17 protein-coding genes are annotated in these 20,549 nt (G+C 61.8%); 7 read left to right on the top strand and 10 right to left on the bottom strand.

Going from position 1 to position 20,549, the window contains the following annotated elements:
- Window positions 1–73 precede the first annotated feature (73 nt).
- Complete coding sequence (locus AC04SF_RS29080; protein WP_488480563.1) at window positions 74–631, top strand: sugar O-acetyltransferase; 558 nt, start codon at window positions 74–76, stop codon at window positions 629–631.
- A 17-nt stretch (window positions 632–648) separates the two neighbouring features.
- Here AC04SF_RS29080 and AC04SF_RS29075 read toward each other — a convergent pair whose 3' ends face one another.
- A complete protein-coding gene (locus tag AC04SF_RS29075; RefSeq protein ID WP_488480562.1) occupies window positions 649–1,629 on the bottom strand; it encodes a GlxA family transcriptional regulator in 981 nt (326 codons plus the stop codon).
- Between the two features lie 128 nt (window positions 1,630–1,757).
- Here AC04SF_RS29075 and AC04SF_RS29070 point away from each other — a divergent pair, with 128 nt between their 5' ends.
- Both AC04SF_RS29070 and AC04SF_RS29065 read left to right on the top strand, forming a co-directional pair.
- Window positions 1,758–2,396, top strand: coding sequence for a cysteine hydrolase family protein (locus AC04SF_RS29070; RefSeq protein ID WP_488480561.1), 639 nt, complete (start codon window positions 1,758–1,760; stop codon window positions 2,394–2,396).
- Window positions 2,397–2,672: 276 nt separating this feature from the next.
- Entirely contained in the window at window positions 2,673–4,826 is a 2,154-nt protein-coding gene (locus AC04SF_RS29065) for a pentapeptide repeat-containing protein (protein ID WP_488480560.1), read from the top strand.
- 21 nt (window positions 4,827–4,847) lie between these two features.
- On the opposite strand, the gene AC04SF_RS29060 is transcribed toward AC04SF_RS29065, so the two are convergent.
- The 8 genes from AC04SF_RS29060 to AC04SF_RS29025 form a co-directional block, all read right to left on the bottom strand.
- Window positions 4,848–6,527, bottom strand: coding sequence for a formate--tetrahydrofolate ligase (locus AC04SF_RS29060; RefSeq protein ID WP_096449418.1), 1,680 nt, complete (start codon window positions 6,525–6,527; stop codon window positions 4,848–4,850).
- Between the two features lie 395 nt (window positions 6,528–6,922).
- Window positions 6,923–8,047, bottom strand: a complete 1,125-nt coding sequence (locus AC04SF_RS29055; protein WP_096449414.1) for a DUF2333 family protein — start codon at window positions 8,045–8,047, stop codon at window positions 6,923–6,925.
- Window positions 8,048–8,151: 104 nt separating this feature from the next.
- Entirely contained in the window at window positions 8,152–9,450 is a 1,299-nt protein-coding gene (locus AC04SF_RS29050; RefSeq protein WP_488480559.1) for a DUF6638 family protein, read from the bottom strand.
- Window positions 9,451–9,672: 222 nt separating this feature from the next.
- A complete protein-coding gene (locus AC04SF_RS29045; RefSeq protein WP_488480558.1) occupies window positions 9,673–11,583 on the bottom strand; it encodes an AAA family ATPase in 1,911 nt (636 codons plus the stop codon).
- A 24-nt stretch (window positions 11,584–11,607) separates the two neighbouring features.
- Complete coding sequence (locus AC04SF_RS29040; protein WP_488480557.1) at window positions 11,608–12,753, bottom strand: hypothetical protein; 1,146 nt, start codon at window positions 12,751–12,753, stop codon at window positions 11,608–11,610.
- A 40-nt stretch (window positions 12,754–12,793) separates the two neighbouring features.
- Entirely contained in the window at window positions 12,794–13,882 is a 1,089-nt protein-coding gene (locus tag AC04SF_RS29035) for a hypothetical protein (protein ID WP_202352902.1), read from the bottom strand.
- 309 nt (window positions 13,883–14,191) lie between these two features.
- Entirely contained in the window at window positions 14,192–14,581 is a 390-nt protein-coding gene (locus AC04SF_RS29030; RefSeq protein ID WP_488480556.1) for a c-type cytochrome, read from the bottom strand.
- Window positions 14,582–14,700: 119 nt separating this feature from the next.
- Entirely contained in the window at window positions 14,701–15,558 is an 858-nt protein-coding gene (locus AC04SF_RS29025; RefSeq protein WP_488480555.1) for a LysR substrate-binding domain-containing protein, read from the bottom strand.
- A 99-nt stretch (window positions 15,559–15,657) separates the two neighbouring features.
- Between AC04SF_RS29025 and AC04SF_RS29020 the strand changes: the two genes are divergently transcribed.
- Entirely contained in the window at window positions 15,658–16,554 is an 897-nt protein-coding gene (locus tag AC04SF_RS29020; protein WP_488480554.1) for a DMT family transporter, read from the top strand.
- Between the two features lie 22 nt (window positions 16,555–16,576).
- Here the strand turns inward: AC04SF_RS29020 and AC04SF_RS29015 are convergent, their stop codons facing one another.
- Complete coding sequence (locus AC04SF_RS29015) at window positions 16,577–17,188, bottom strand: thymidine kinase (RefSeq protein WP_488480553.1); 612 nt, start codon at window positions 17,186–17,188, stop codon at window positions 16,577–16,579.
- 257 nt (window positions 17,189–17,445) lie between these two features.
- On the opposite strand from AC04SF_RS29015, the gene AC04SF_RS29010 reads away from it, so the two are divergent.
- The 3 genes from AC04SF_RS29010 (at window position 17,446) to choV (ending at window position 20,546) form a co-directional block, all read left to right on the top strand.
- Entirely contained in the window at window positions 17,446–18,381 is a 936-nt protein-coding gene (locus AC04SF_RS29010; RefSeq protein WP_202352906.1) for a choline ABC transporter substrate-binding protein, read from the top strand.
- Between the two features lie 132 nt (window positions 18,382–18,513).
- The gene (choW, locus tag AC04SF_RS29005; protein WP_183462502.1) at window positions 18,514–19,368 is read left to right on the top strand and encodes a choline ABC transporter permease subunit; all 855 of its coding nucleotides are present in this window, start codon (window positions 18,514–18,516) and stop codon (window positions 19,366–19,368) included.
- A complete protein-coding gene (choV, locus tag AC04SF_RS29000) occupies window positions 19,365–20,546 on the top strand; it encodes a choline ABC transporter ATP-binding protein (protein ID WP_096449396.1) in 1,182 nt (393 codons plus the stop codon). The genes choW and choV overlap by 4 nt, the downstream gene beginning before the upstream one ends.
- Window positions 20,547–20,549: the final 3 nt, after the last annotated feature.

Genomic DNA, 20,549 nt, shown 5'->3' with positions numbered 1-20,549 from the left:
ACCAGTACTTGGATTGGCGCTTTTCTGCTGGACGCAACTATGCTTTGCAACGACGTCAATTGGAGACCCCGTCATGGCTGGAAGCGAGCGCGCGAAAATGGCGGCCGGCGAATGGTACACTTGCCTCGATGACGTGCTGGAAACGCTGCGCGTGACGGCGCGCGACGCGGTCTTCGAGCACAATTCGCTGCCGCCAAGGCAGCGCGGAAATCTCGGACCGGGCCTTAAGGCATTGCTCGGCGGCGTGGGCGAGGGTGCCCGCATCGAGGCGCCGTTCCACTGCGCCTATGGCTTCAACATCGTTCTCGGCGACGGCGCCTTTCTCAATGCCGGCTGCACCATCCTCGACACGGCAAGCGTGCGCATCGGCAAGGGAACGCTGCTTGGCCCCAATGTGCAGATCTACTGCGCCGAGCACCACAAGGAGGCTGCCGGCCGGCAAGCGGGACTGGAGATCGCCAGGCCAGTCGACATCGGTGCCCATGCCTGGATCGGCGGCAGCGCCATCATCCTTGGCGGCGTCAGCATCGGCGAGGGCGCCATCGTCGGCGCCGGCGCGGTGGTGACGCGCGATGTGTCTGCGAACACGACGGTGGTCGGCAATCCGGCACGGGCGGTCAAGCGCGGTTGAGCTCCCGCCGCAAGCGATCAGGCGTGCGCCAGGCCCTGATCGGCCCGCCTGGAAAACTCGCGCCTGTATTGCGCCGGCGATGTCCTCAGCCTTGCGGCGAAATGCTGGCGCAGCGAGGTGGCGCTGCCGAAGCCGGCTTCGAAGGCGACGATGTCCATCGATTTCTCCGTCGCTTCCAGCAGCCGCTGCGCCAGTTCGATGCGCTGGCTGGTCAGCCAGTCGCCAAAACTGGTGCCGATCGATTTCTGGAAGCGGCGGGTGAAGGTGCGTCGGGTCAGGCCGGTGGCTTCGGCGACGCTGTCGAGGCTGTGTGTCTCGCCGAGGGTGGCACGCACGGCGTCGAGCGCCTGGGTAAAGCGGTCGGCATCAGCGCTTTTTGCCACGGGACGTTCGATGAATTGCGCCTGCCCGCCCTGCCGGTGCGGCGACAGCACGACATGCCGGGCGAGCCGCAGTGCGGCATCGGCGCCGTAGCGGGCGCGCACGATATGCAGGCAGCAGTCCAGCCCGGCGGCGACGCCGGCCGAGGTGACGATGTCGCCATCGTCGACATAGAGCACATCGGCATCGACTGAAATGTCGGGGTGCAGGGCGCGCAGTTGGTCCGTGTAGGCCCAGTGCGTGGTTGCCTTCCGGCCTGAAAGCAGGCCGGCGGCGGCAATGGCAAACGTGCCAAGGCACAGGCCGACGATCAGCGCCCCGCGCCGGTGCGCGTGGCCGAGCGCCTCGTAGAGCGACCTGGCCAGAGGGGCTTCGAGATCCTTCCAGCTCGGGATGATGACGATGTCGGCATCGTCGAGCACGGACAGATCGTGCGGGACAAGGATGCTCAGCCCGGCATCCGTCTGGATCATGCCTTGCTCCACTCCGCAGACACGGAAGTCGAAGCGCGGCAGGCCGAGCCTGGTGCGGTCGGCGCCAAACACCAGGCAAGGCACGGCGAGGTGGAACGGGCTGATGCCGTCGAAGGCAAGCACGGCAATGATCGGGGCGGTCATGGGCTGCTTCCAGTAGGGAAAAACGAATTGTCCCAATTCTTTCGAATGATGTCAATCGGGCCACTTTTGATCAACCGCCGACCGGCCTATTTTCGATCCATCGCATTCAAGCCGGAAAGGAAAACACCATGTCTACCAACACCACGCCGCACCGGGCGCTGATCGTCGTCGATGTTCAGAACGACTATGATGGCGGCAACCTCGCCATCCAGCATCCGCCGTTCCGCGACAGCGTCGTCAATGTGGCACGCGCCATGGATGCGGCTGCCGCCGCCGGCATCAAGGTGGTTGTCGTCAAGCAGATGGCGCCTGAGACCTCGCTGATCTTCGCCCGGGGCAGCCATGGCGGCGAATTGCATCCGGAAATCGCCAGGCGTGGCCGCGACCATTATGTCGAGAAGATGCTGCCCTCAGCCTTCACCGGCACCGACCTCGAGGCGTGGCTGCGCGCCAACGCCATCGATACGCTCACGGTGGTCGGCTACATGACGCATAATTGCGACCTGTCGACCATCATCCACGCCGTGCATATGGGCTTTGCCGTCGAGTTCCTGTCGGATGCGGCTGGCTCGGTGCCCTATGCCAACAGCGCCGGCTATGCCTCGGCCGAGGAGATCCACCGCGTGGTGACTGTTATCCTGCAGTCGCGCTTCGCCGCGGTGCTCAAGACCACCGAATGGGCAGAGTGCCTGAAGACCGGCGCCTTGCCGGAGCGCGACACGATCTACACCTCCAACCAGCGGGCGCTGGCGCGCAACGCGGCGTAGGGCGGTCACATGATAGGCGCCACCGCCTGGGCAGAGGCGGTGGTGACACGGGATATGGCGGCGAATACCGCGATGCTGGGCAATCCGGCGAAGGCGATTTCGGCATAGTGGAGTGCAATAAATATAGGCCGAAACATGTCTACTGCTTGATAGCGAGGCTTCATGCTGAAGACTATATGTTTTGGCAATATTCGAGCACATTTTCTGTACTTGTAAAAGTTCATTGTCACGAGGCCCATTGTCCCGTAAGCTTCTCTGCGGGTGAGGGCGGGCGCGATGCTTAGGAGCGTCCGGCGGATCGATCCGCCGAAGGCAGGCGAGCCGGGTGCAGCTGCTACGCTGGCACTCCAGGCAAAAGACGCTGCGGCGGCGAAACGCGCGTTGGATGACGCAACAGGTCTGGCACGTGGCCTCTGGTTCAGCTTCATCTCATTCGGCGCCTATCTGGCGATAGCTGCTGGCTCAGTCACGCATCGCGACCTCTTTCTTGAAAATCCGGTCAAGCTGCCGCTGCTCAATGTCGATCTGCCGCTGATCGCCTTCTTCTGGATCGCGCCAATCCTGCTGCTGGTCTTCCATTCCTACTTGTTACTCAATCTGAAGCTGCTCGGCGACAATGTGCGCGCTTGGGAGAGTCTGGTCGCGACATCGCTCGCGGATAGAAAAGACTGCGAAGCCGTCACCGACAGCCTCAGGATGCAGTTGCCCAATTTCGTCGTGGTGCAGATGCTGGCGGCGCCGCGTATCAACCGGGGCGGCATTGTCGGCTTTGCACTGCTGGTGGCTGTGATCGGCACGATGGTCATCGGGCCGGTGGTGCTGATCTGCGAGATGCTGGTGCAGTTCCTGCCCTATCACAGTCAGCCGGTCACGGCCCTGCATCGGTTCTCGCTGGCGGCAGACATTGTACTGATCTGGTATTTCTGGCGCGGCGTGGTGGGCGCGCATCACTGGACGTTGCGCTGGCCGATATGGGTATCCGGCGTGCTCGTTTCCGCGCTGCTGATGACACTCGCCAATCTGTTCGCGACCTTTCCGGGAGAAGACCAGCACCATGGCATCGTGGTGCAGACAACGGATGCCGCTCTGGTAGGAATTGTTTGCAATGTTGCAAGTCACTTCGATGCTTTCAAAGCCGAAGGGATTCGTTGCGGCGGAAAGACCCACGGCAGAGTGCCATTGACCTTGTCGCAATTCCTCTTTGAGGGCCCGGTCAACGGAGTGACCGGGCATCGCGAGAGCTTGTTCTCCAACTCCATTGTTGTCCCGAACCAGGATTTCATACCCGAATCAGGAAAGGATTTGGCCGAACTCGGATCCACACGCTCTTTCCGCGGGAGGCACCTTGAGGGCGCGGTGCTCAGCGGGTCAGATTTGCGTAAGGTGGACTTCACAGGTGCGGAGCTTGTCGCGGCAGACTTGAGTCGCGCCGATCTTAGGATGGCGAATTTTGCGAACGCCACATTGGACAAGGTTGACCTGACCGATGCTCAACTGCAAGGCGCCCGATTTGAATGCAAAGATCAATTGTCTTTGAGTGGCTGCGCGACACTACGTGGCGCCGATTTGCGCCGTGCAAATCTACAAGGCGCTTCACTCGACGGAGTAGAAGCCCAAGGGGCCGAGTTTGGCGGCTCTCACCTTCAAGGGGCTTCTCTTCGCTATGCTTGGCTTGACGGATCGTCGTTTCCATTCGCTGAAATGCAAGCCGCCTCCCTGCGTAGTGCCAAACTCCAAGGTGCTTGGTTTTACAGTTCGCAGTTGCAGGGAGCTTTACTTGACGGGGCCAAGCTGGATGGAGCGGCGTTTAACGGAGCTTTTTTCTGGCGAGTTCGAGGGTTCTATGCCGATGGTTCCAGGTCGCCATCAAGACCGAATTTCATAACTACTGATGGCATGACTTTTTCGCCAGAATATTTTGACGCCGACCGATCAGCTGGATTCTATGTTGATCTTTCAATTACTAGGAGAGTATTTGATACAATCGCCTATAAAGCATTTTTAAGAATTATCCTAAAGGGCGTTATAGAAGAATCTGAAGTCAATAAAATTAAGTTTCGAATTGCGAGGTTGGATCCGAGCAAAGAAGACCCTCCAGGGACTATGGACAAGGAATACTCAGAAATATTTTGGAGACAAAGGGATATTGGCAGTGAGGTCAAATATCGTATGCAATTCCTTGGGAGATTGGCTTGCAAGGATGAGGCGGTACCTTACGTTGCCAACGGTATTGTTGCCAACAACGACTTAGAGACGAAAGAGGCTGAGAATTTTCTCGCGCTTCTCGTTCTCGAGGGCCTCGATGCCGGCACTTGCCCCGGCGCAATTGGCATCAGCGACGAGACGATGGCGCAGCTTCATGAATGGGCGCCGGAGTGGAAGCCGAAGGCCGAGCGCGACAAGGCAGTCGCGCCGGCCGTCAGCCCCTGAGGCGTCGGGCAGCCTCAGATCTCAGAACAAACCTTCGATCTGGCCGGCCTCGTTGAGGAAGATCTTTTCCGAGGACGGTGCCTTGGGCAGGCCGGGCATGGTCATGACCTCGCCGCAGATGATGACGACGAAGCCGGCACCGGCCGAAAGCCTGACCTCGCGCACCGGCACGGTGTGGCCGGTCGGCGCGCCGCGCAGGTTCGGGTCGGTCGAGAAGGAGTACTGGGTCTTGGCCATGCAGACCGGCAGATGGCCGTAGCCGGCCTGCTCCCAGGCGTGCAACTGGTCGCGCACCGACTTGTCGGCGATCGCTTCCGAGCCGCGATAGATACGCTGGACGATGGTGTTGATCTTCTCGAACAGCGGCATGGCGTCGGGGTAGAGCGGCGCGAATTGCGAGGCGCCGGATTCGGCCAGTGCCACCACCTTGTTGGCGAGCTCCTCGATGCCGGCCGAGCCCTTGGCCCAGTGCTTGCACAGGATCGCCTCTTCGCCCATCGAGGCGACATAGTCCTTCATCGCCTGGATTTCGGCGTCGGTGTCGGAATAGAAGTGGTTGATGGCAACCACCGCCGGTACGCCGAACTGGCGGATGTTTTCGATGTGGCGGCCGAGATTGGCGCAACCCTTCTTCACCGCCTCGATGTTTTCCTTGCCGAGGTCTTCCTTCTTGACGCCGCCATTCATCTTCATGGCGCGCACGGTGGCGACGATGACGGCCGCCGCTGGCTTGAGGCCCGCCTTGCGGCACTTGATGTCGAAGAACTTTTCAGCACCGAGGTCGGCGCCGAAGCCGGCTTCGGTGACGACATAGTCGGCGAGCTTCAGCGCCGTGGTGGTGGCGACGACCGAGTTACAGCCATGGGCGATGTTGGCGAACGGGCCGCCATGGACGAAGGCCGGGTTGTTCTCCAGCGTCTGCACCAGGTTGGGCTGCATGGCATCCTTGAGCAGGACAGCCATGGCGCCGTCGGCCTTGAGGTCGCGGGCGTAGACCGGCGACTTGTCGCGGCGGTAGGCGACGATGATGTCGCCGAGGCGCTTTTCCAGGTCCTTGAGGTCGGTCGACAGGCACAGGATCGCCATCACTTCCGAGGCGACGGTGATGTCGAAACCGGCCTCGCGTGGAAAACCGTTGGCGACGCCGCCGAGCGAGCAGATGATTTCGCGCAGCGCACGGTCGTTCATGTCCATGACGCGGCGCCACACCACGCGGCGGGTGTCGATGCCGAGCTCATTGCCCCAGTAGATGTGGTTGTCGATCAGCGCCGAAAGCAGATTGTGCGCGGTGGTGATGGCGTGGAAGTCGCCGGTGAAGTGGAGGTTCATGTCCTCCATCGGCACGACCTGTGCATAGCCGCCGCCGGCGGCACCGCCCTTGACGCCGAAGTTCGGGCCGAGCGAAGCCTCGCGGATGCAGACGATCGCCTTCTTGCCGATGCGGTTGAGGCCATCGCCAAGGCCGACGGTGGTGGTGGTCTTGCCTTCGCCGGCCGGGGTCGGGTTGATGGCGGTGACCAGGATCAGCCTGCCGTCCTTGTTGCCCTTCACCGATTTGATGAATTCGGCTGAGATCTTGGCCTTGTCGTGGCCATAGGGCAGCAGGTGCTCGGTCGGGATGCCAATCTTCTGGCCGATCTCCTGGATCTGCTTTTTCTTGGCGGCGCGCGCGATCTCGATGTCGGACTTCACTTCGGCCATGACGGCTTTCCTCTGGATTGGACGGTGGAGGGGACGGGGTTGATCTCACTCGCAAGCAGGTTGGAACCGGGCGCGCGGGCATGTTCTAACCCTGTCGCTGCCGTGGCGTCAACTTCCATGCAACTATGTTTCCTATAGAGAAAATTCTTCTGCGGCCGGCCGACCTGTCCTCGGTTCTTTCTGGCTCCGCTTGCCGCGCCGTATAGAAGCCAGAGCAGGGGCGCTTCCGCCGTCTCAAAACAGCCGCACAATGCACGGAATGCGACAGAGGCGACGCCGCAAATTCGCCATCGGCCGGCTAAAGCGCATCGCGCTTTAGCCTTTTGTTCTTATGCATGTCGTTCTCCCAAAACCGGGACCACTTTTGGGCGACATGCATTGCCGGGTAAGCAGCCCTACTGCGTCAGCACGTTGCTGATTTCGACCATGTTGGAGCGCACGCGCAGGATGTAGAAGCCCATCGTCGTCAGATGCGTCGGCAGCAGCCAGCCATCCTCGCGGCCGTTGGCGATGATGAAGGGCTGGATACGCAGCGCCGAAACGAATTGCGCGTCCATCGTGTCCCACAAGCTCTGCAGGTGCTTTTCCTTGATGACGTCCTCGAAGTCGGCCTGGGCACCCTTCATCAGGCCGTAGTAAGCATAGAGCTGGCCGTAGGCGAACCAGTAGCGGTCGTCGGCGCGGGTGTCGAACCAGCCATTGTTGTGGTTTTCCGCGCGCTCCTTGAGGATGGCGGAAGTCGAGCCGATGTCCGATGCGATGCGGTCGATATACTGCTTCAGATTGTCAGCGCGGGCATCGAAAGTGGCCTGGCAAGTGGCAAGGCGGGCATTGAACGAGCGCAGTTTGCGCACCGCGTCGCGATAATAGCTCGGCGTCGGTGTCTTCGGGCCGAACGGACTGACGCCGAAATACCAGGTGTATTCGTCGAACTGCAGATTTCCGCGGGCATCCTGCAGATCGGCATCGATCTGCGAGGTCGTGCGCACGCGGCCGAGATTGTCGGCGAGCTCGGTTGCGGTGCGTCGCACCGCCTGGTTGATGCCGCGCTGGAAAGAGGCCTTGTTGTCCATCCACGGCGTGTTGTCCCAGTCGATTCCGAACAGGCCGAGCTTATAGAGGATCATCGACGAGATCCAGGCGTTCTGGTTGACGTTGAAGTCGGTCAGGTCGGCGGCGATCTGGGCAATGCCGGAGTTGCCGCAGGTTTTCGCGGTGTCGGTGCCCGTTCCGGCGGCCACCTGCTCGCCGGCGGAAACATTGCGCTTCTCGAACGTGTAGGTGTCCGGATAGTTCGGATTGAAATTGTTCCACCACTGGGTGGCGTAGAAGAAGTTGGCATAGAGGCCGATCAGCACCAGCAGGGCGAGGCCGACCACGGCCTTGAGGATCCAGCCGCGCTGCGTGTACCAGCGGCCCGCCCACAGGAACGGCCACAGGATGACGCCGATCAGAAGGCCGATGCCACGGCCGATCCATTGGAAAATCCGGGTGAAGAAGTTCACGATCGGATCGAGCATGGCTGTGTCATCCCCTCAAAGCATGATGCCAAAAAGTTGCAGACTTTTTGGATAAAATCATGCGCCAAACAATAAGTTAGAACGAAATGACGGTTCATTTCGTTCTAGTCAGTCAGGCCGTAGAGGCGTGTGCGAAACGCCACCTTGTCCTTCAAATATGTGGTTTTCAGAACGTCCACAACATGCGATCTCCAGGCGTCGCTGAAGCCGTCATAGTCCTTGTAGAAGCCCTGCTTGTTGAAGATGTAGCGCGAGACGAAATCGCTCGGCACGAAATCCGAGATCAGCCGGTTGGTCAGCCAGGCGTCGGGGTGGTCGGGCTTGGCGCGGATCACCAGGAAACGCTGCTGCGGGAAGACATCGTCGATCTTGAGATGGCCAAGCTGGGCGATCTCGCGCTTGGCGGCGTTGAGGAAAGGGAAGTTGCCGTCCTTGGTGATCAGGTCGGCATGGCTCTGGATCCAGGTCTGCAGCCAGACCTTGTCGACATCGGTCAGATTGCGGTTCGGTTCGGCGTCGCGGATCAGCGCCCGCACGACCATCTCGGCGCGATGCTCGAGATAGCCTGATGCCTCTATCCAGGAAGCTCGCGGCAGCTCGATGCGGCCGGTGCTGGCCAGGAACTTGAACACCTTGTCGGCGTCGTTGATCGAGAGATAGCTGACCTGCCACGGCCGCGAACGGCGAAAGCCCGGGGCGGCTGGATCGCTGATCACCGTCGTCATGCCGGGGTCGACGAACACGTAGAGACCGCCGAAATGGCTGGTCCAGTAGGCATTGTGGCGGAAGATCACCTGGTCCGGCACCAGCGCGTTCTCTCTGATATCGCCGCAGATCTTCGCCAGCTCCACCATGCGGGTCAGCATGGCATTGTCACGCCAGGCATCGGGTTCCTGCTTCAGACGGTCGACGAGCTTGCCGAGTTCGGCGGCCTTGCCCAGCACGTCCTCGGCCGACAGCACCTTGAACTCGACCTGGTTGATCGACAGCAAGTCCTCGATGTCGTTGACCTTGGGAACGGAATCCTCGATCTCGCCGTAGATGACGTCCTTGATGGTCAGCGCGTCGATGGCGCGCTGGTTCTTGGACATGAACTCGAACATCAGCTGCGAGGTGTTGGAGAAGGCGGTGTGCACCACCGGCAGGTCGATCTGCGATGGCGTCAGGATGATGAAGCGGCGATTGACTTCGTTGGGATCGAGATAGTCGGGGTCGCCGCATTCATCAGCGATCTCTGGCGAGAAACCGGTGCGGTCGATCTGGAAGCTTTTCAGCTTGCTCGGAGGCAGGCCGAACGCGGCCAGCGCCTTGTTGTAACGCTGGATGAGATGCGGCTCGTCGACGGTGAGCAACCGGCCGTAGATGAGTTCGTTGTCGCGCAGAAGATCGGGTTTTTTGCTCACCTTTCCTTCTCCCCGTTCACGGGGAGAAGGTGCCCGAAGGGCGGATGAGGGGCGCGCGCCTTCCTTCTCCCCTTGTGGGAGAAGGTGGATCGGCGCGACAGCGCCGAGACGGATGAGGGGTGTTCCAGCGGAGTGAGACGCTGGCGTTCCCTGGAACACCCCTCATCCGTCGCCTTCGGCGACACCTTCTCCCACAAGGGGAGAAGGGAAGGCGGGCTCACCTCACGCATTCCAATTGCCCTTCTTCTTCATCTCCTCCATCTCGCGCGCCGCCCGCTCACGCAGCCGCGCGTCGCGCAAAAGCTTCTCCACCGCGGCGTCGTCGGACTTGTCGGAATAGCGGAACTCCGAGTCGGCGTAGCGGTTGATCTCCTGCATGACCATATCCATCGAGAACGGGCCGCGCAGTTCCTCGATCATCGCTTTCTTGTCGTCATAGGTCTTGTGCATGAAGGCTTCCGGCTTCTCGAACCAGTCGTCGGGAAGCTCGATGTCCATGGCGCGCATCTTGATGGCGTCGGTGACGTTCTTGATGGCGCGGCCGGTGAAGCGCGGCTCGGCATCCTTGATCAGGTGCAGGTAGGTGCCGATGTCGGCCATGGTCTTGGGCGCGCCATTCTCCTTCATGTAGCGCTCATACACCTTCATCAGGCCGTCTTCCTGCGGCTTTTCGTGCTCCTCGTAGGCTTCCTCGACGGCGCGCTGGATTTCCTGCGCGGCGTAGAGCTCGTGCTTGCCCAGAGGGATCTCATGGTTCTTGCCGGCCAGCAGCACGAAGATGTCGATATAGTCGTCGCGGGTCTGCGGGCCGTCGACCAGCCAGCGGGCGCCGGCGCGCTGGCGCAGCGCGTCGTCGACATTTTCGGGATAGTTGGAAAACATGCCGAAGGAGCAATTGCCGCGCACCACGGTTGAGGCGCCGGCAAAGGCATCCATCAGGACGCCGGTGATTTCCTGCTGGCCGGCCGAGGCGCGGTCGTCGGAGCGGCGCGCCGCCACCTGGTCGATGTCGTCGATTGTGCCGAAGCCGATGACGCGCGGGTTCAAGACATTGTTGATGAACTGGCGGCAGTTCTGGCCGGATTTGCCCTGATAGGACGAGATCTGGTCGACGCCGAAATTCTCATAGGCGAAGGGATAGCCGGCGACCTGGCAATAGCCGTTGACCAGGCCGGCAATCATCTGGATCAGCGTCGTCTTGCCGGTGCCGGGCGCGCCGTCGCCGATGAAGGTGAACAGGAAGCCGCCGAGTTCGACGAACGGGTTCAGCTCGCGCTCGAAATCATAGGCCATCAGCATCTTGGCGAGCTTGACCGACTGGTATTTGGCGATGTGGTTGCCGACGACCTCTTCCGGCTTCTTGAAGGTCATCACCAGCGGCTTGGAGCGCTTGCCCGGCGCGACGTCGAAACCGTCGAGGGTGAAATTGTCGGCATCGATGCGGATATGAGCGTTCTCGAACGGACCGATGCCGTCGAAACGCCCTTTTCTGGCCAGCAGCCCGTCGATGGCAACGCGGGCGAAGGCGCGCGCCCTGATCACCAGGTCGGCATCATCCTTCGACCCCGCTATCGCCTTGTCGAGGCCGGCGAGGATCGACTTCACCGCGTCCTGCGGCGTGTCGAACAGAAAGTCCGGCTCTGGCGTGTCGTTGGGCGCCTCGCCGTCACTGTCGATCAACTGGAACAGATAGGAGGCAAGGCTGAAAGCCGAGATGTAGGCCGAAGCCGACAGGAGTTTTTTGAAGGCGGACGCCTCGTCGCCCTCGAGCGGGGCGCGGGCGTTTTTCGCCTGCAGGCTTTCGAGGTCCGAGCCTTCGGCGAAGACATCCGATATAGCGAGCGCAATCGCCGTGCCGCGCCGGGCGCGGAACAGAAGCGTGTGCTGCGGGATGGTCAGCAACTGGTCGTCGGGATGGACGGCGCCGACGGTCTTCGTCAACTCGACCTCGCGGGTGCGGCGCACCGAGCCGACCGAGACCGTGGAGACGAAGCGGCGGTTGGTGCCGGCGAGTGCCGTGCCGGATTCCCGCGACGGGTCCTCCAGCACGACGATGCGCGTGATGAAGCTCTGCGCGGTGGCGCGGTGCTTCTCGATCGACGCTTCCGGGATGGTGGTCAGGCCGGTGTCCATGAAGGATGCTCCGTGGTGTTACGGTCAGACGTCTGAGATGACCTGTCCGTTGGACAGGATGTGGACCTTGTAGCCGCCAAAGATCTTCTGTGCTTCGCCGGCGGCATAGAGCGCCTGATACGCCTCGTGCGGGATCAGCGCGTGGTTCTCGTAGCTCGACACGCCCTGGCGCGCGGCTTCCAGATCATCGGTGTTGATGAAGAATTCCTGCGTCGTCTTCTCGCTCGAAAACAGCCCCTTGCGGCCGGGTTTCTCGCCCTTGGAGTAGACCTCCTGGATGGTCCAGGTCAGCAGCCAGGCGTTTTCGGGCTTGCGCACCTTGTCCAGCACTTCCGTCACCGTCGAATTGTTGTCGGTAATCCCTGCCGAATAAAAGGGGCCAAGCACGACGCGGCGCAATTGCTTGGGGTGCAGCGGCTCGAAATCCTTGTCGAGATTGACCGCAATGGTCGCCGGCGAGAGCGTGTAGGCGGAGTTCTTCTCGGTGAAATCGTCGAAACGATGGGCAAGCTCGGGATTGAGCAGGCCGTCGACCGGCAATGGAATGTCGACCTTGTCGTTGAGCTTGCCGTTCCGGTCGACGAGCTGGCTGACCATATTTTCGGAGGAATCCTCCACCGTCACCATGTAGACCAAAGGCAGGTTGGCGCTGCCGTCGAAGGTTGCCCAATGGACGAGATAGTAGGGCAATGCCGTCTTCGGATTGACCGAGACCTTGGCGGTCTGCGCCAGCGTGAACGACCCAAAAGTCTGCTCGCTCTTGACGTCCTCGAGATAGAGCCGCTCGGCCATCGACTTCTGCAGCGCCTCGGGGAATTCCTTGTGGCGCAGGATGAAGTCGGCCATCTCCTCGCGCAGCTCGCCGGCCAGCGGGATGTTGGCGAGCCGCGCATCGGCCTGGCGGCGGTCGTTTTCCAGTTCGAGCAGGTTCTGGAACACCGGGAAACCGCTTTCGGCCCGCGAAATGCGAAACGTGTCCATGAAGCCCAGCCGGTTGCGCCAGCAGGAGAAGGACTTGTCGAGCCGGGCGATGTATTCGGCAACGATCTTGGCGACGATGCCGTGCCGGTAAAGCGGCGAGCGGTCGTCGCGCATGAACACTTCAAGGCCGCTGAGCGCGGCCGTGATTGCCGAGAAATACCGCGCCGCCGCGTCGTTTTCGGGGGTCATGCTGTCAGCCCTGGGATTGTCGCACCGGTGCGCGCGGCAATTATGACTGCACGTAATTGGCCGAATTGTGCTTCTTCAGCACTTCGTCGAAGCGGCGGGCGAAGGCATCGTCGGCGAGCTTCTTGCGGCGCTGGATATCGGCGCTCGCGACCATGTTCTTCTCGTGCATCTCAAGCAGGTCGCCAATGTGCTTTTGCGAGGCAGCACCGATGCCGGCCATGGTTTCTTCCGCCGTGTTGTCGACCTGGCTGCCCAGCGTGTTGATCTTGTGGGCGACGTCCTGCTGGGCGGCGGTCTTCAAGGAATCTTCCAGCGCCTTGTAGAGCACGATGCGCTGCTCGGTATCGATGGTCAGCTTGTTGATCAGTGTCGACTGCGCGGCGATCTGGTTGTTGAGTGAATCGACGAAGGTCTGGAACATCGAGGTGTAACGCTCGAGCGTCTGGCTTTCGGCCAGCAGTTCCTGCTCCTTGGCCTGCTTCTCGTTGTATTCGGTGGCGAGCTTGGAGCGCTCGCCCTCGAGCTGCGTGCGGTCCTTCTGGCTGGTCGAGGCGGCGATCTTGTTTTCGATGTCGAGCAGCATCGGGTTGAGCTCCTCGATCCGCTTCTGCACGGCTTCGAGGTTGGTCATGGTGACCTTGCGGCGCTCGATCACCTGCGACAGGCTGGCCTCGGAGGTTTTGTAGCGCTGGTCGAGGACCTCTTTCTGCGCTTTGAGGATGCCGACGATGGTGTCGGACTTGGCCAGCAGTTCCTGCAGATTGCCGGCCAGCGACATGTTGCGGACGCGGTCGGTGCGCAGGCGTTGCTTGCGCTGCGCCGAAAAGACGCCGACGAAGTTTTCCCAGCCGGTGTAGTTCTTCATGCTCTCGAACTCGGCGCCGAAGACGTTGGTGGCGTCCTCAAGCCCGATGATCAGGTCGGCAATGTTGCCTTCCATCACCTTCTGCTGCTTCAGCACATCCTCGATGCGGGCGTTCTCGATGTCGAAATTGGCGTCGCCAATCTTCTTGTCCGCGGTGGCGAGCGTGTCGAGCACGGTGCCGGATTGCTCGATCTTGGTGCGCATGTCCTGGACGACCTGCTTGGTCTTGGCAATTTCGGCATCGAAATTCTGCAATGTCGCCATAGGGGCCTCCCGCTTCGGCTTCCGGTCGCTGGTTGCGAACAGCGGCGAATATATGTGGGGCATCCGGGGATTGAAAGATGTGAAGAGAAGGGCGGCGTGAAAACAAAACGATCCGCCAAGGCCTTGAAAGACAATGAAGGTGGGGTCATGTCGTGATTAGCCGGTCAGCCGGAACTAGTTCAACTGTCATTGAACTTTAATGCCGACAAAGCAATCGATCGTCGCCAGCGCGGATATGCTGAATTCGGCAGGGAATTGAATGGGTTGCAGGCAAACATATCGATGCGGCCGTGCCGCACCCGCGCTCGGTCAGGGCTTCGGATCGGCCTTCAGATAGGCGATGACATTGGCGATGTCGTCATCATTGGTCAGGCCGCCAAAAGCCATTTTGTTGCCGGGAACCTTGAGCTTGGGAGCCCTGAGATATTCAGCAAGATTTGCCTCGTCCCAGACAAGACCGGCAGCACCCGCGCCCTTCATTGCCTCGGAATAATGGCCAAGGAAGCTTTCCGCGGTGCCGGCGGTGCGGCCGACGACACCCAGCAGATGCGGCCCGACCTTGTCGCGGTCGCTGGCCGCCTCATGGCAGGCGATGCACCGATTGAAAACGTGCTTGCCTTGCACCGGGTCGCCGCCGGCATGGGCGGCGATCGAGGTGGTGATGAGAAGAAGGCTGGCTGAGGAAATGGCGCGAAGCATGGCTGACCCCGGAGAGTTCTGGCTGACGGCTTGTAAGACCGAGGCCTTAACAAACGCTGCATCATGGCGGATTGGCAAGGGCGGACCTTCGCCCAATTGCCTGAGGCCGGACGAGGATATCAGGCCTGCTGCGCGAGGTCGCGGCGCAGGAAATCATGCAGTCGATCGACCGCCGGCGTCGTCGACAGCGGGTTGCGCAGGACGCCGACTTCGAGATCTGGCAGTGCGGGAAGCCCTTCATTGGCACCGATAATGCGCAGCGACTGGGGCACGCTGCGCTGGGCGAGGCCAGCGACGGCAAGCCCGGCCTGCACGACCGCGATCAGGCCAAGCAGGGAGGCGCTGGAATAGGTGCAGCGGTAGGACCGGTCGGCGTCGCCGAGCGCTTGCAGGACATTCATCCTGGCGGCGCAGCCGGGCTCGAACAGCGCGACCGGCAAGGGATCGGCCTGCCAGGCGACATGGTTGGGCGAGGCGACCCAGACGAAACGCTCCAGCCGGATGACGTCGAGCGGCTGGTCCGGCAAGCGGGTGACGATCGCCAGGTCGAGCTTCCCCTCGGCCAGGGTTTTCACCAGCGCGGTCGACTGTTCGCAGATCAGTTCCACCGTCACCAGCGGGTGGTCCTCGGCAAAGCGCGACAGTACGGGCGGCAGCAGGAAGGCGGCATAATCATCCGGCACGCCAAGGCGCACGCTGCCCGTCTCCTTCGGCCGGGTGACGCTCGCCCAGGCCTCATCCGACAGCTTCAGCAGCCGGCGCGCATAGATGAGAAAGTCCTCACCGATCGCATTGGGGGTGACGGTTCGGGGACCGCGCACCAGGAGCTGGTTTCCCACCAAATACTCCAACCGCTGCATCTGCATGCTGACCGCCGACTGGCTGCGGCCGACCCGCGGCGCCGCATTGGACAGGCTGCCGCTCTCGACGACGGCGACGAAGGTTTTCAGGAGGTTGAGGTCAAGCGGAGCAGCCATAGTGCTATCAGCATATCGAATAGCTATGTCCAAATCTATTCGCTTGTTTGAAAGCTGTCCCGCTGGCCTGATGGGTCTCGTCCGTTTGAGGAGCCTTCGATGAAGGACCTGCCAACCTCCCGTTTTCCGGCCGCGAGCCTGGCCTTTGCAATGACGATCGCCGGCACGGTCGGCGCCTTCGTCACGGAAGCGGGGCTTCATCCCGTGACGATCGTGTTCTGGCGCTGCGTGTTCGGCGCCATGTTCCTCGGCGCATGGTGCCTGCTGCGGGGCTATTTGCGGGACAGGACGCTATCGCCGTCCCGCCTCGCGCTGGCAGCGCTTGCCGGCGCCTGCATGGTGCTGAGCTGGACGGCTTTCTTCGCCGGCTTTGCCATGACGTCGATCGCCACGACGACGATCGTCTATCATGTGCAGCCGTTCTTCGTGGTCATTATCGGCGTGGTCTTTCTCAAGGAGCGCATCGCGCTCGACCAGATTCTGTGGATGCTTGGCGCCTTCCTTGGCGTCGTGCTGGCCAGTGGGCTGATGGTCTCGCATACGCAAGCCAGCGCGGCATGGGCGCTGGGCATCGCACTGACGCTGGTCGCCGCGCTGCTCTATGCGGTGGCGACGATCCTGGCCAAGGGGCTGGGCCAGCAGCGCGCGGAGATCACCGTGCTTTGCCAGACGATCGTCGGGATTGTCATGCTCGCGCCTTTCGCCGGCATCGGCCAGCATGTCCCCGCACATTCATGGGGCTGGCTGGTCAGCATTGGCGTGCTGCACACCGGCATTGCCTATGTGCTGATGAACTCGGCCTTCCCGCGCCTGACGACGCCGGTGATCGGCATCATCACCTTCATCTATCCGGTCGTTGCCATCATCATCGACTGGGCGCTCTATGGGCATCCGCTCGGGCCGGCGCAGGCCGCCGGCATGGTGCTGATCGCCATGGCGACGCTCGGTGTCCGGCTGGGCTGGCGGTTTCCGCTGCGGCGTGTCTCGGTGGCCTGATGCGGATCTCGGGGAAGCATGGTCAGGATTTCATGAAGCCGATGAAATCGTCGGGCGCGGCGCGGCCCATTTCTTCTTCCCAGTGACGGCGGCACAGCGACACGTAGACATCCTTGCCGATCGCCACCTGTTCGCCCTGGCGGGCCACCTTGCCATCGGCGCCGAGGCGCACGACCATCGTTGCCTTGCGGCCGCAGCGGCAGATGGTGCGCACCTCGCGCAGATCGTCGGCGATCGCCAGCAGCGCGCGCGAGCCGGAAAACAGCTTGCCCTGGAAATCGGTACGTAGGCCATAGCACATGACCGGAATGCTCAGCCGGTCGGCGATGCGGGCCAATTGCCAGACCTGTTCCTCCTCGAGGAACTGCGCCTCGTCGACGAAGACGCAATGCACCGTCGTATGGTCGTGATGCTCGGCGACGCGGGCGAACAAATCGTCGCCGTCGCGGAACATCTCGGCCTCGGTCTCCAGCCCGATACGCGACGAGATCAGGCCGCTGTCGCCCTTGCGGTAGTGGCCGGCGACGAACAGCATCGTCGTCATGCCGCGCTCGCGATAATTGTACGACGCCTGCAAGAGCATCGTCGTCTTGCCGGCATTCATCGTCGCGTAGTGGAAATAGAGCTTGGCCATGCGATCTTTTTAAGCTGACTTGCCTCCGCGCGGGGAGGGGCCGCCAACGCATTCCCCCGAAAAAGCAGCCTTGCCCGTGAAAAAGATGCTTGGCGCGACAAAAGCGTCAACCGTGTCGCTGATTGGCCAGTCCGCGCCGTTGATCGTGATTGCCTTAACGCTTGAATCCACACCAGAATGGTGTTTGGCTGACGAAACAAGGCGGGCAGAGAAACCGTAACTACGCTTCGCCAAAGAATCACAATGGGAGACTAACTATGTCGCGTATGAATTCCTTCGCCGCCGGCCTCGGCCTGGCGGCTTTGTTGTCGACGAGCGCCGCCTTCGCCGGCGACGCCGCAAGCTGCAAGACCGTGCGTCTTTCCGATGTCGGCTGGACCGACATCCAGGCGACCACCGGGGTTGCCTCGGTGCTGCTCACCGCGCTCGGCTACGAGCCGAAGGTGATCCAGCTGTCGGTGCCGGTGACCATGGCTTCGCTGAAGAACAAGGATCTCGATGTCTTCCTCGGTAACTGGATGCCGTCGATGACCAACGACATCAAGGATTACACCGCCGATGGCTCGGTCGAGACCATCAGCACGAACCTGACCGGCGCCGGCTATGGCATCGTCGTGCCGACCTATGTCGCGGATGCCGGCGTCAAGTCGCTGACCGACCTTGGCAAGTTCAAGGACAAGTTCAACGGCAAGATCTACGGCATCGAAGCCGGCAATGACGGCAACCGCATCATCCTCGACATGATCAAGAACCCGAAGGACAATCTCGAGGGCTTCGAGCTGGTCGAATCCTCGGAGGCCGGCATGCTGACCCAGGCCGAGCAGTCGATGAAGAACAATGAGTGGATCGCCTTCCTCGGCTGGACGCCGCATCCGGTGATGGGCGCCATGAAGATCACCTATCTCGACGGCATGGGCGACAGCGGCTTCGGCGCCGCTACCGTGTTCACCAATGTGCGCAAGGGCTACACCACCGAGTGCCCGAACGCCGGCAAGTTCATCGCCAATTTGAAGTTCAATCTGGACATGGAAGGCCAGATGATGGACGCGATCCTTAAGGGTGGCGACGCCGCCACGGTGGCGACCGACTGGCTTAAGAAGAACCCGGACGCGGTCAAGCCATGGCTCGCCGGCGTGACCACCTTCGACGGTGGCGATGCCGCGGCAGCGGTCAAGACCGCGCTCGGAAGCTGAGCCGACTGAATTCGGCAAGGCCGAACCAGGAAGGGCAGCCATCTTAGAAAAGGCTGCCCTTTTTCATATCCTGTGACAAGATGACGTTGCGCGAGCCGAGAGCAGGGCGGCTCCTGGACGAAGAGGGGTGAGATGGATCCGATTTCGCAATTCATGGTCGATCACAAGATCCCGATAGGCGCCTGGGGCAAGGCGTTCTTCGGCTTCCTTACCGACAATTTCGATACCATCTTCAGGGCCTTCTCCAATGGCCTCAACTTCATCCTCGACGGGCTGGTCAACGTCCTGCTGCTGGTGCCGCCGGTGCTGCTGGCACTGGTGATCGCGATCATTGCATGGCTGCTGCAGCGCTCGCGGCCGCTCGCCATCGGCGTCTTCCTCGGCCTGATCTTCATCATCAACCAGAACCTGTGGAAGCAGACGGTGCAGACGCTGGTGCTGGTCGTCGCCGCCGCTGCCATGGCCATGGCCATCGGCGTGCCGCTCGGCATCTGGGCGGCGCACAAGCCGAAGGTCTATCGCATCATGCTGCCGGTGCTCGACCTGATGCAGACGCTGCCGACCTTCGTCTACCTGATCCCGGTGCTGACGCTGTTCGGCCTCGGCAACGCGCCCGGCCTCATCGTCACCATCATCTTCGTCATCCCGACCGCGGTCAGGCTCACCCATCTCGGCGTCGTCTCGGTGCCGAAGTCGATCATCGAGGCCGGTGAGGCGTTCGGCGCCACCAAGAGCCAGCTTCTGTGGAAGGTGGAACTGCCTTCGGCGCTACCCACCATCATGGCGGGCCTGACGCAGTCGATCATGCTGTCGCTGTCGATGGTGGTGTTCGCGGCCCTCATCGGCGCCGGTGGGCTGGGTACCGAAATCAACCGCGCGCTCGGCTCTCGCCGCATCGATCTCGGGCTTGAAGCCGGCCTCGCCATCGTGGTGCTTGCCATCGTGCTCGACCGAATGACCCGCATTGGCGTTGGAGGCAAGAAATGACCGTCGCCGTCGATTTCAAGAACGTCGATATCGTCTTCGGCGCCGATCAGGCAGGCTCGCTGGCCATGATCGACAAGGGCGCCACGCGCGCCGAGATCCTCGAGAAGACCGGCAATGTGCTGGGCTGTGCCGGCGCCAGCCTGACCGTGCATGAGGGTGAGATCTCGGTGCTGATGGGCCTGTCGGGCTCCGGCAAGTCGACGCTGCTTCGGGCCGTCAACCGGCTCAACGTGGTGTCGCGCGGCCAGGTTCTGGTCAAGGACGGCGACAAGATTGTCGACGTGGTCACTTGCGACGAGCCGACCTTGCGGCGCCTGCGCCAGAAGCAGGTGGCGATGGTGTTCCAGCAGTTCGGCCTGCTGCCATGGCGCACGGTCGAGGAAAATGTCGGCCTCGGCCTCGAACTTGCCGGCGTGCCGGACGCCGAACGCAAGGAGCGCGTGCACAAGCAGCTCAAGCTGGTCAATCTCGACCAGTGGTCGAAGAAATACGCGCATGAGCTGTCGGGCGGCATGCAGCAGCGCGTCGGCCTGGCGCGGGCCTTCGCCACCGAGGCGCCGATCCTGCTGATGGACGAGCCGTTCTCGGCGCTCGACCCGTTGATCCGCACCAAACTGCAGGACGAATTGCTGCAGCTGCAGGCCGAGCTGAAGAAGACCATCATCTTCGTCAGCCACGATCTGGAAGAGGCGCTGAAGATCGGCAGCCACATCACCATCATGGAGGGCGGGCGCATCGTGCAGACCGGCGCGCCGGAAGACATCGTGCTGCGCCCCGCCAACGACTATGTCCGCGACTTCATCGCCAATGTGAACCCGCTGTCGGTGCTCACCGCCTGGAACGTCATGCGCGACAGCCGCGACCTCGACCACGGCGACAATGGCTGGGTGTGGCTCGACCGCCGCAAGACGACGCGCTTCAAGATCGATGAGCACGGGCTGGTGGCGGCGGCGGAACGCGACGGCAAGCCGGCGGTGTGGGTGTCCTGCGCCGATGTCGAGGCTCAGTCCGAGGAAGCGGCGCAGGTGTTCTGGGCCAATCCCGGCACGTCGCTGAAAACCGTGATGCTGGCCATGCACCGTTCGCAGACGGCACCCGTGGCGCTGTTCGACGACCAGTCCCGTTTCGTCGGCGCCATCGGCATCAGGGATGTGCTGAGCGCGGTGCTGCGGCGGTAAGCG

This window comes from Mesorhizobium sp. CNPSo 4671 (assembly GCF_057784245.1).
Note: the sequence above shows the minus strand (reverse complement) of the source record. Positions and strands in the feature narration are given on the sequence as shown.

What these genes read in the sequence shown, in the direction of transcription:
- AC04SF_RS29020 (WP_488480554.1), top strand. Translation starts at nt 15,658, where the DNA reads ATGAAGGACCTGCCAACCTCCCGTTTTCCGGCCGCGAGCCTGGCCTTT.
- choW (WP_183462502.1), top strand. Translation starts at nt 18,514, where the DNA reads ATGGATCCGATTTCGCAATTCATGGTCGATCACAAGATCCCGATAGGC.
- AC04SF_RS29015 (WP_488480553.1), bottom strand. Translation starts at nt 17,188, where the DNA reads ATGGCCAAGCTCTATTTCCACTACGCGACGATGAATGCCGGCAAGACG.
- AC04SF_RS29040 (WP_488480557.1), bottom strand. Translation starts at nt 12,753, where the DNA reads ATGACCCCCGAAAACGACGCGGCGGCGCGGTATTTCTCGGCAATCACG.
- AC04SF_RS29075 (WP_488480562.1), bottom strand. Translation starts at nt 1,629, where the DNA reads ATGACCGCCCCGATCATTGCCGTGCTTGCCTTCGACGGCATCAGCCCG.
- AC04SF_RS29035 (WP_202352902.1), bottom strand. Translation starts at nt 13,882, where the DNA reads ATGGCGACATTGCAGAATTTCGATGCCGAAATTGCCAAGACCAAGCAG.
- AC04SF_RS29080 (WP_488480563.1), top strand. Translation starts at nt 74, where the DNA reads ATGGCTGGAAGCGAGCGCGCGAAAATGGCGGCCGGCGAATGGTACACT.
- AC04SF_RS29010 (WP_202352906.1), top strand. Translation starts at nt 17,446, where the DNA reads ATGTCGCGTATGAATTCCTTCGCCGCCGGCCTCGGCCTGGCGGCTTTG.
- AC04SF_RS29030 (WP_488480556.1), bottom strand. Translation starts at nt 14,581, where the DNA reads ATGCTTCGCGCCATTTCCTCAGCCAGCCTTCTTCTCATCACCACCTCG.
- AC04SF_RS29055 (WP_096449414.1), bottom strand. Translation starts at nt 8,047, where the DNA reads ATGCTCGATCCGATCGTGAACTTCTTCACCCGGATTTTCCAATGGATC.
- AC04SF_RS29065 (WP_488480560.1), top strand. Translation starts at nt 2,673, where the DNA reads ATGCTTAGGAGCGTCCGGCGGATCGATCCGCCGAAGGCAGGCGAGCCG.
- AC04SF_RS29045 (WP_488480558.1), bottom strand. Translation starts at nt 11,583, where the DNA reads ATGGACACCGGCCTGACCACCATCCCGGAAGCGTCGATCGAGAAGCAC.
- choV (WP_096449396.1), top strand. Translation starts at nt 19,365, where the DNA reads ATGACCGTCGCCGTCGATTTCAAGAACGTCGATATCGTCTTCGGCGCC.
- AC04SF_RS29025 (WP_488480555.1), bottom strand. Translation starts at nt 15,558, where the DNA reads ATGGCTGCTCCGCTTGACCTCAACCTCCTGAAAACCTTCGTCGCCGTC.
- AC04SF_RS29070 (WP_488480561.1), top strand. Translation starts at nt 1,758, where the DNA reads ATGTCTACCAACACCACGCCGCACCGGGCGCTGATCGTCGTCGATGTT.
- AC04SF_RS29060 (WP_096449418.1), bottom strand. Translation starts at nt 6,527, where the DNA reads ATGGCCGAAGTGAAGTCCGACATCGAGATCGCGCGCGCCGCCAAGAAA.